Here is a 9,222-nt window from a genome sequence, read left to right as displayed (position 1 = left end):
AGGCAAAAAGATCTCTCCGTTGACCCGACGGGGCAACTTCCAGGGTCTTAGGAGTCATTTCAAGCTAGTTTAAGAGGTGCTCTTTGCTCTCCTCAGGTTGAGAGGCAGGGATCCAGAAGTTGCTCTGCAGCAGAGGCGCGCTGGTGGGGGATTCGCTCCCGCCTGCCGGTTCGAGGGTGATCCAAAGGCGGGTCGGCTGCTGGGAACGGGTGGGCTGGCTGAGCCATTGCAGGGATCCCTCGGCGTTGACGGTGAAGGTGCCGGCGCTTTCCAGCCGTCGTCCCCCTCCTTGCAGATCCGACTCCAGCCACAATTGATAGGTGCTGCCTGGGGGGGCAGGGGCCATATCTGAGGCCAAGAGCAGCACCTGCTTGGCACGGGGCGACCAGAGAGCTTGTACCAACAGGGGGTTGCGGAAGCTAGGGTCGCGTAGAAGGGTTCGCCGTACCTGCGGTTGTCGTTGCCACTCCTGATAGAGCCGTTGCATGGCTACCGGCTCCCCCTGCCAGCGCAGCCGCCAGTAGGCCGCTGTTATGGCCACCGCGTAGATCCCCAACGCTGCTAAGCCGACCCAGAGGAGGCGCCGCGGCCACAAAGGAGGTGCGACCCGGATGGAGGCAGGGGCGGGCAACCAGCTCCAGCGCCGCAAGCGTTCTTGGGCTTGAAAGGCCGTCAACTCGTAAAGCCACAGGGCCACCGAGCGATCCCGCTGCAGGTCAAAGGCCTCTGCATGTTTCCAGCAGAACGCAAACACCTGGCGCACCACCTCTTCGGCTTGGTGAGGCTGCTTGAGAGTGGACAGCGCGATCTCCAGCAGGCGCTTTTGGTAGCGATCCTTAAGTAAAAAGTGGCTGCGGCGATCCCGCAGTTGGATCTGGCGCATCAGCTCGAAATCGGTCGGCTCGACCATAGCTCTCCATCTGCTGCGCCTGTCCAGCCCGGCTTTGGGTCAAGCGGTAGCACCAGGCTGGTAGCTTTTTCAGAAATATACACCAGCCCTGGATCCGGCCCACTGGCAAGCCGACTTCCATTTTGTTGCGGCTGGTGCGGATCCCGCAGGGGTTGGCCGGGATCCCGGCCATGCGACTTGTTTTCTCAGCCAGCCAAGGGCTCGTCTCCTACAAAACTTAAGGAGCCGACCCAAGCCGCCCTTTTTTTAGTTCTGAGGCTCTCAGGCGGCGTCCTTCTCGACCACCTTCTCCGCTTCTGCCTTCAGGGACTCCTTCCCGCTCACGCGCTCGGCGGCGGCAACAGGTTCGTCATCGCTGCTGGGGTTGTTCATCTCTTGTTTGAAGCTGCGCAATGCTTTGCCAAAGGCGCTGCCCAACTCCGGCAGCTTCTTGGGGCCGAACACGACCACCGCGATTACCCCAATCACGGCCAGCTCTGGCAGACCCATGCCAAAGATGCTCACAGCCAGGATAGGTTCGCTCGACAGCAGGATAGCCATAAGTCCCCAAAACCCCAACAACAAAACAAGCCAACCAATCTCGCTGGCAAGGAGGAGAATTACCCCCTCCCAACTCTAGCAGGTTTTCCCAGGGGCAGAAAGGTTTGGCTGCTACCGCCATGGCTCCGGCAATCCCTGCGCTACCAAAAGTGGCAGCCGAGCACCGCTAGACTGAGATTGTTGCTTTGTTGAAGCTTGCCGATGGGCTTTCTCCTGTCTGCCGAACAAGTGCTTCAGTTCGTCACCAACCAGTGGCAGGATCCCTATGCTGTTTTGGGGCCGCAGCAGATAGAGCAGGGGGAGGTGTCCTTCTGGCTGGTGCGCGCCCTGGTGCCCAATGCCAAACAGGTTTGGCTGGTGGAACGCGCCACTGGGCAGGCCCACCCCATGCAGCCGCTGCATCCAGAAACGTTGTTTGAGCTGCGCTTTGCGCCTGGCACGCCGGTTCCAGACTACTTTCTGCGGGCGCAGCGGGTTTGGGATCCAGAGGGCCAGAACTTGGAAGAGTGGGAGGATCCCTATCGCTTTCCCATCGAGAAGGTCAACCACATCGGCGAGCTGGATCGCTACCTCTTCAACGAGGGCAACCACCACCGCATCTACGAGAAGCTGGGCGCCCATCCCATCAGCGTAGATGGGGTTCAGGGAGTCCACTTTGCCGTCTGGGCCCCCAACGCCCGCAATGTCAGCGTTATCGGCGACTTCAACCACTGGGACGGGCGCCAACACCAGATGAAGCGGCTGGGCGAAAGCGGCATCTGGGCGGTGTTCATCCCTGGTGTTGGGCCAGGAGCCGTCTACAAGTACGAGGTGAAAACTGCCTGGGGGGATATCTACGAAAAGTCAGATCCCTATGGCTTTCAGCAGGAGGTGCGACCCAAAACCGGCTCAATTGTAGCCGACCTCCACACCTATACCTGGCACGACCAGGAGTGGCTGGAAAAGCGGGCTGCCACCGACCCGCTGCGCTCGCCCATCTCGGTGTACGAGGTGCATCTGGGATCCTGGATGCACGCCTCAACGGAAGACCCACCCGCCGATGGGCACCTGGTGCCGGTGGATCAAAAGCCCAACACCCGCTTTCTCACCTACCGGGAGCTGGCGGACAAGTTGATCCCCTATGTCAAGGAGCTGGGCTTTACCCACATCGAGCTCTTACCCGTGGCCGAGCACCCCTTCGACGGCTCCTGGGGCTACCAGGTTATTGGCTACTACGCGGTAACCTCCCGCTACGGATTGCCCCAAGACTTCATGTACTTTGTCGATCGCGCCCACCAGGAAGGGATCGGCGTCATTGTCGATTGGGTGCCGGGGCATTTTCCCAAAGATGGGCATGGGCTGGCCTTTTTTGACGGTACCCACCTCTACGAGCATGCCGACCCCCGCAAGGGCGAGCACAAGGGCTGGGGCACTTTGGTTTTCAACTACGGCCGCAACGAGGTGCGCAACTATCTAATAGCCAATGCCCTCTTTTGGTTTGACAAATACCACATCGACGGCATTCGGGTGGATGCGGTGGCCTCAATGCTCTATCTGGATTACGACCGCAAAGACTGGATCCCCAACTCCTACGGTGGGCGAGAGCATTTGGAGGCGATTGACTTCCTTCGCCAGCTCAACACCCTTATTTTCAAGTACTACCCTGGCGTTCTTTCCATTGCCGAGGAATCCACTGCCTGGCCAATGGTAACCTGGCCAACCCATGTGGGTGGTCTGGGCTTTAACCTCAAGTGGAACATGGGCTGGATGCACGACATGCTCAATTATTTTCGCATGGATCCCTGGTTCCGCCAGTTCCATCACAACCTAGTGACTTTCAGCCTCATGTATGCCTTTAGCGAAAATTACATGCTGGCTTTTTCCCACGATGAGGTGGTGCACGGCAAAAGCCACATGTTGGGCAAAATGCCAGGGGATATGTGGCACAAGTTTGCCAGTTTGCGGGCCCTCTACGGCTACATGTTCACCCACCCCGGCAAGAAAACTTTGTTTATGAGCATGGAGTTTGGCCAGTGGAACGAGTGGAATGTTTGGGCAGATCTAGACTGGAAGCTGCTGCAGTATGAGCCCCACGCCAAGCTGCGCCACTACGTAGCCACCCTCAACCATCTCTTGCGCTCGCAGCCAGCTCTCTACACTCAAGACACCAAGCCAGAAGGGTTCCGCTGGATTGACTGCAGCGACCATCGGGGCATTATCTCCTTTATCCGCTATGGGGAGGATCCCAAGGAGTGGCTAGTGGTAGTCTGTAACTTTACACCGGTGGTTTGGCCGAATTACCGCATTGGCGTGCCGCAGCGAGGGTTTTACCAGGAACTGCTCAACAGCGACGCGGTGGAGTTCTGGGGCAGCGGCGTTGGCAACCTAGGGGGTAAGTGGACAGATGACTGGCCCTACCACAACCTGCCCTACTCGCTTGAGCTCTGTTTGCCTCCTCTTTCGACCTTGGTGCTGAAGTGGCAGCCGCCCCAGCCGGCTGAGAGCTCGACCTAAAAAGGGTATGCTGGAAGTACCGTCCTTCCCCTTAGGGCCATGCGAGATCTCCTGCGCGACATCCTTCGGGATTACTCCGGCTTGGTGGAACTGCGCTACCACAGCAAAGTCTTTCGCAGCGTTACGGCGGAAAAGGGCCGCATTGAGCGGACGGCGGTTCGGCGGCGCTCAGGGGTGGGGGTGCGGGTGCTGGAGGCCGGCACCTGGGGCTTTGCTGCCACCGGGGATCTCTCCCCAGCCGCCATTCGCAAGGCCATTGCCGAAGCCCAGCAGGCGGCCCGTGCCAGCGCCGACTGCCGCAAGCAGAAGCTGAAGGCTTTGCCCAGCGTAGCCCTGGCCCAGGGAGAGTTCTGCGAGCCCGGCGTGGAGGAGGTGGTCAACAAGCCCCTAGAGGCCAAGATCCAGTTGGTTTTGGAAACGGAAGCCCAAGCCCGCAAGTCCTCTGCTCGCATTACCTCGGCCAGTTGCACCTACAACGAGATCTACGAGGAAAAAGCCATTGTTACTACAGATGGGGCGGATGTGGCCTTTCGTCTGGTGCGCCCTGAACTGCGGATCCAGGCGGTGGCCGAGGCGGATGGCCAACTGAGCAGCGGCGCCGAGTCCATTGGTGTTACCGGGGGGTGGGATTGCCTTTTTCGGACGGATCCCTTGCAGATGTCGGAGAAGGCGGCTGCCACCGCGGTCGATCTCCTCTCTGCAGGCTACGCCGAGGGAGGATGGGCCACAGTCATCTTGTCCCCTTCCATCGTGGGGCTGCTGGTGCACGAGGCCATTGGCCACACGGTCGAGGCGGATTTTGTCTTGGCGGGCTCGGTAGCAGCCGGCAAGCTGGGGCAGCGGGTAGCCAGCGAACTGGTTACCCTCAAGGACTCCGGCCGTTCGGAATTCATGCCAGGGGCAGGGGGAACGCTGCCGGTGGACGATGAGGGCGTTCCCACCCAAACCACCACCATCATCCAGAACGGCATCTTGGTGAGCTACCTGCACAACCGCGAAACGGCTGCCTACTTTGGCGTCGAGCCCACCGGCAACGCCCGCGCCTGGGAGTATGCCGACGAGCCGCTTATCCGCATGCGCAACACCTACCTTGAGCCGGGATCCCAGACCTTGGAGGAGATCCTTGCCAGCACACCTGACGGCTACTTCCTGGATGGGGCCAGGAATGGGCAAGCCGACTCCACGGGTGAGTTCATGTTTGGCGTGGAGCGGGCCTACCGCATTCGCAACGGCAAGCTAGCAGAGCTGCTGCGAGGGGTTACCATTACCGGCAATGCCTTTGAGGTGTTGCAGTCGGTGGATGCTGTGTCGCGGGATTTCCTGTGGGACTTGGGATCCGGCCACTGCGGCAAGGGTCAGCCGGCCAAGGTGGATGCTGGAGGGCCCTATATCCGCTGCCGCGCCATTGTGGGTGGCCGGCAGAGCGCTTAGCCCCCACCCCCTGCCCTTCTAGAGAGCAACTCTTAGAACCAGGCGGTCGGCTTCCCACTCGCGAAAGAGGCGGAGAACATGCTCGGCTCTCTCGGCGTGCTGGTTCAAAATCTCCGCGCCGGAGCGGGCCTGCTTGGCTAAGGGGAGCAGCAGCTCCACGACCTGGTAGCGGCTGGAGGCGATCATCTTGCCAGGGATCCGAGCAATGGGCCAGAAGATGTCCAACTTTTGGGTCACAATCTGGGCGGGATCCACCTTGCCCAGCAGATCCGAAAAGGGGATTTTGCGATCCCAGTAGCGCACCTGGCCGTGCTGGAGAAAGAGGGGGTTGAGCTGCCAACGGGAGCTGCGGAAAAACTCGGCTGTGAAGGGATCCCAGTTGGCCAGCTTCTGGCCCTGGTGGCAGCACCAAAAGAGATTTTGCGTGTGGTAGAGGGGCTCCAAGTACTCGATAACCCGCAGTTGGTCAATGCGGGAAAGGGCTTCGTAGCGGCGGTGGAACTCCGGGTGGGTGGCGGCAATTAAGGGCTTGGCGTTCCAGTAGTCCAAGTAGGGGGCGACATCGATAAACTCCAGACCCGCCTGGGCCAAAAGGTCAGGGATCTCGCCAATGTCAAAAGGAATGTCGTTGGCATGGAAGAAGTTATCGACGATGTTCTCATCTGGTAAGTAGTATTCCTCGTGGGCCTTGGCATGCCGGGCCAGCATGGAACTGGGATGGGCTGCCTTTAACAATTGCCGCACAAATTCAATCTTTTCCGGGGTGGCCGGCGGAGTAATCCCCAGCAGCTCCAGAGCGCGGCGAATGCGGTAGAGGTGCCAACGGCCAGAACGGTTGTAGAGCATCAGCGCCATTACCCCCTCGGGAGCTAGGCGCGAGGCCAAGTTTCTCAAAGCCTTGACCGGATCGGCGGTGTGGTGGATGACCCCATAGGAGCTGATCATGTCGAAGCTCCCCTCCGGCCAAGTGGAGGGATCCATGAGATCCCCGTAGTGCACCGAGCAGTTGCGCAGGCCGTGGTACTTGATCCGTTTCTGGGCAATCTCTAGGGCCGGGCGGCTGAGATCGATCCCGACCACGGCGCCATAGCCGGGGTTGCTGGCGGCAATGCCGTGTACCTCCCAGCCGGTGCCGCAGCCAGCCACCAAAAATCTGGCCCCGGTCGGCTCTTGCAAAGTGCGGGTGCGGGCATATTGGGCGAGGATGTAGCTGCCTAGGCTGGAAAAGCCCTCAAAGGGCCGGTCGTAGGGGACGGGCGGGTAGGGAAACGCCTCGTACTGGGCCTGCACCGCCCGGGTAATCTCCGCTTCGCTGGCCAAAGCCACGTCCTCCCACCTCTTCCCCCCTATCCTATTAGACCAGCTTTGGCCGTCAAGTTGGCCCGTGTTGGTTGGCAGCAGGCCACGGCTAGGCTACTGCCAAGCTATGGGCAGCTCGCCGGTAGGCTTCCTCCAGCGTCTCTGCCAGGGTGGGGTGAACGTGCACCAGGCGGGCCAGCTCTTGCACCGTGGCGCGGCGGGCGATGGCCTGGGCCGCCTCGTGGATGAGATCCGCAGCATGGGGCCCAAAGATGTGGGATCCCAGCAGGAGACCCGTCTCCTTGTCAAAGACCAGCTTGACCATGCCCTCCGTCTCGCCAGAGGCAATGGCCTTGGAGTTGCCGCCAAAGTAGGTGCGCACTGTGCCCACGCTGTAGCCCTCGGCTTTGGCCTGGGGCTCGGTTAGCCCCACAAAGCCCATCTCCGGGTGGGTAAACACCGCTGCTGGGATGCTCAGGTAATCCATATAGGCGGAGCGGCCACAGATGTTTTCCACGGCCACCCGCCCCTGGGCTGCCGCCGCGTGGGCCAGCATCAGCTTGCCCGTCACATCGCCAATGGCCCAGAGGTGGGGCAATTCGGTGGCCATGCGGCTATCTACGGGTACAAAGCCGCGCTTGTCTAACTCCACTCCCAGCTCCGCCAAGCCCAGCCCCTCTGAGACCGGGATCCGCCCAGCGGCCACCAGGCAGGCATCCACCTGCAGCGTCTCGCCGTTAGAGAGGTGGATCGTCACCGGCTGGCCAGGGATCACCTGCTTGGCCAGCACGCCCACATAGGTCTGGATTTGCCTGGGTTTGATCAGCACCCGCTGGGCCAGGCGGGCAATGTCGGGGTCAAAGGCCGGCATCAGGGTCTCCAGGGCCTCGATGAGAATGACCTGGGATCCCAGCGCCGTGTAGACGTCGGCAAACTCCTGGCCGATGTAGCCGCTGCCGATGATGGCCAGCCGCTCCGGGATCCACTCCAACCGCACCGCCTCGTTACTGGTAAACACCGTGCGGCCATCTACTTGGATCCCCGGGGGCACAAAGGGTTGGGAACCCGTGGCCAAGATAATGTCCCGCGCCGTGTAGGTTCGAGATCCCTTCTCTTCCTGGACTTCAACCATTTGGGATCCCGCCAGCCTGCCCCGTCCCCGCAGGAGTGTTACCCCCAGTTTCTCCAGGGAGCGGGTCATGTCGGCGCGGATCTTCTCCACCACCTGGGTGGCGTGATTGGCAATGGCCTCCCGGTTAGCCTGGACGGATCCCACTTGGATGCCCAGCCCAGCGCTGTGTTGCAGTTCCCGCAGGCGGGCGGAGGCAGCCAGCAGAGCCTTGGAGGGGATGCAGCCGCGGTTGATACAGGTGCCGCCCATTTCGGCGCACTCGACGATGGCGGTTTTGAGGCCGGACTCGACGGCATGCAGCGCTGCGCCGTGGCCGCCGACGCCGGCACCAATGATGATTAAGTCAAAATCGAAGCTCATGGCGAGACTTGGATAACCGGTGCCTCATTTTCTCATCTTGTTGGCCTTCCCAGGAACCTGGCTGAGAAGAGCATCCAAACCATGAGGTAGCATAGGGTCGCCTGCCCAGTTGACAGGAGGCTGGCGGGGTGGGAACGGGGGGTGCGCATGGAACTGCAAGCTTTGATTTTCGACGTGGATGGCACGCTGGCGGATACGGAGCGGGATGGGCACCGCGTGGCCTTTAACGCCGCCTTTGCCGAGGCAGGCTTGGACTGGCACTGGTCGGTGGAGCTCTACGGCCAGCTCCTGGCTATTACGGGCGGCAAAGAGCGCATTCGCCACTTCGTCGAGACCTGTCAGCCGCCGCTGCCTGCCGGGGAAGACCTGACGGCCCTAATAGCCCGGCTGCACCAGGCCAAAACCCGCCACTACACAGCTCTGCTGGCCCAAGGAGGGATCCCCTTGCGCCCCGGAGTCAAGCGCCTCTTGCAGGAGGCCAAGGCCGCCGGGATCCGCCTGGCCATCGCCACCACCACCACGCCCGAAAACGTGACGGCCCTTCTGGAGCACACCCTGCCGGAGAGCCTGAGCTGGTTTGAGGTGATTGCTGCCGGCGATATTGTCCCCGCCAAAAAGCCCGCCCCCGACATCTACTTCTACACGCTGAAACAGATGGGGCTGCGCCCCCAGGAGTGCCTGGCCTTTGAGGACTCCGAAAACGGGCTGCGCTCGGCCCAGCAGGCGGGCATCCCTGCCGTGGTGACGGTTAACGATTACACCCGGGAGCAAGACTTTTCCGGAGCAGCCTTGGTGCTGGATCACCTGGGGGAGCCTGAGTTGCCGTTTCAGGTGCTGGCGGGAAGGGCGGGATCCCACCGCTACTTCACCCTGGAGCTGGCCCGCCAGGTTCATGCCCAAGCCCTTGCCGAGCAAGAAAAGTGATCCAAGATCCCCATCTGCAACAGCGCCTCCGGGATCACCTGCGGCAAGTGGCCCAGCCACGGGATCCCGACTGGTCGCCCCTGGGCCACAGCCAGGTGGAGCGCTACATCCAAGAGGAGCTTTCCCGCTATGG

At 61.2% G+C, this 9,222-nt stretch carries 7 protein-coding genes; 3 read left to right on the top strand and 4 right to left on the bottom strand.

What is annotated here, in order from left to right; translation table 11 throughout:
* Positions 1 to 64: 64 nt before the first annotated feature.
* Together NW841_RS07325 and tatA are read right to left on the bottom strand one after the other, a co-directional pair.
* Positions 65 to 910 (bottom strand): anti-sigma factor domain-containing protein, encoded by an 846-nt coding sequence (locus NW841_RS07325; RefSeq protein ID WP_414363883.1) that lies wholly within the window; start codon positions 908 to 910, stop codon positions 65 to 67.
* Positions 911 to 1,171: 261 nt separating this feature from the next.
* A complete protein-coding gene (tatA, locus tag NW841_RS07320; protein ID WP_414385977.1) occupies positions 1,172 to 1,450 on the bottom strand; it encodes a twin-arginine translocase TatA/TatE family subunit in 279 nt (92 codons plus the stop codon).
* 201 nt (positions 1,451 to 1,651) lie between these two features.
* Between tatA and glgB the strand changes: the two genes are divergently transcribed.
* Complete coding sequence (glgB, locus tag NW841_RS07315) at positions 1,652 to 3,943, top strand: 1,4-alpha-glucan branching protein GlgB (RefSeq protein ID WP_414385976.1); 2,292 nt, start codon at positions 1,652 to 1,654, stop codon at positions 3,941 to 3,943.
* A 39-nt stretch (positions 3,944 to 3,982) separates the two neighbouring features.
* Positions 3,983 to 5,374: a TldD/PmbA family protein gene (locus NW841_RS07310; protein ID WP_414385975.1), complete on the top strand. Its 1,392-nt coding sequence runs from the start codon at positions 3,983 to 3,985 to the stop codon at positions 5,372 to 5,374.
* Positions 5,375 to 5,392: 18 nt separating this feature from the next.
* Here NW841_RS07310 and NW841_RS07305 read toward each other — a convergent pair whose 3' ends face one another.
* Entirely contained in the window at positions 5,393 to 6,700 is a 1,308-nt protein-coding gene (locus tag NW841_RS07305; RefSeq protein WP_414385974.1) for a class I SAM-dependent methyltransferase, read from the bottom strand.
* Between the two features lie 82 nt (positions 6,701 to 6,782).
* Complete coding sequence (gene lpdA, locus NW841_RS07300) at positions 6,783 to 8,165, bottom strand: dihydrolipoyl dehydrogenase (protein ID WP_414385973.1); 1,383 nt, start codon at positions 8,163 to 8,165, stop codon at positions 6,783 to 6,785.
* Between the two features lie 147 nt (positions 8,166 to 8,312).
* Between lpdA and NW841_RS07295 the strand changes: the two genes are divergently transcribed.
* Positions 8,313 to 9,089 carry an HAD family hydrolase gene (locus NW841_RS07295; protein ID WP_414371125.1) on the top strand — a complete coding sequence of 259 codons (777 nt, stop codon included), beginning with the start codon at positions 8,313 to 8,315 and terminating at the stop codon, positions 9,087 to 9,089.
* The last annotated feature ends 133 nt before the right edge of the window (positions 9,090 to 9,222 follow it).

This window comes from Synechococcus sp. H60.3, from assembly GCF_047462295.1.
Lineage (GTDB): Bacteria > Cyanobacteriota > Cyanobacteriia > Thermostichales > Thermostichaceae > Thermostichus.
Note: the sequence above shows the minus strand (reverse complement) of the source record. Positions and strands in the feature narration are given on the sequence as shown.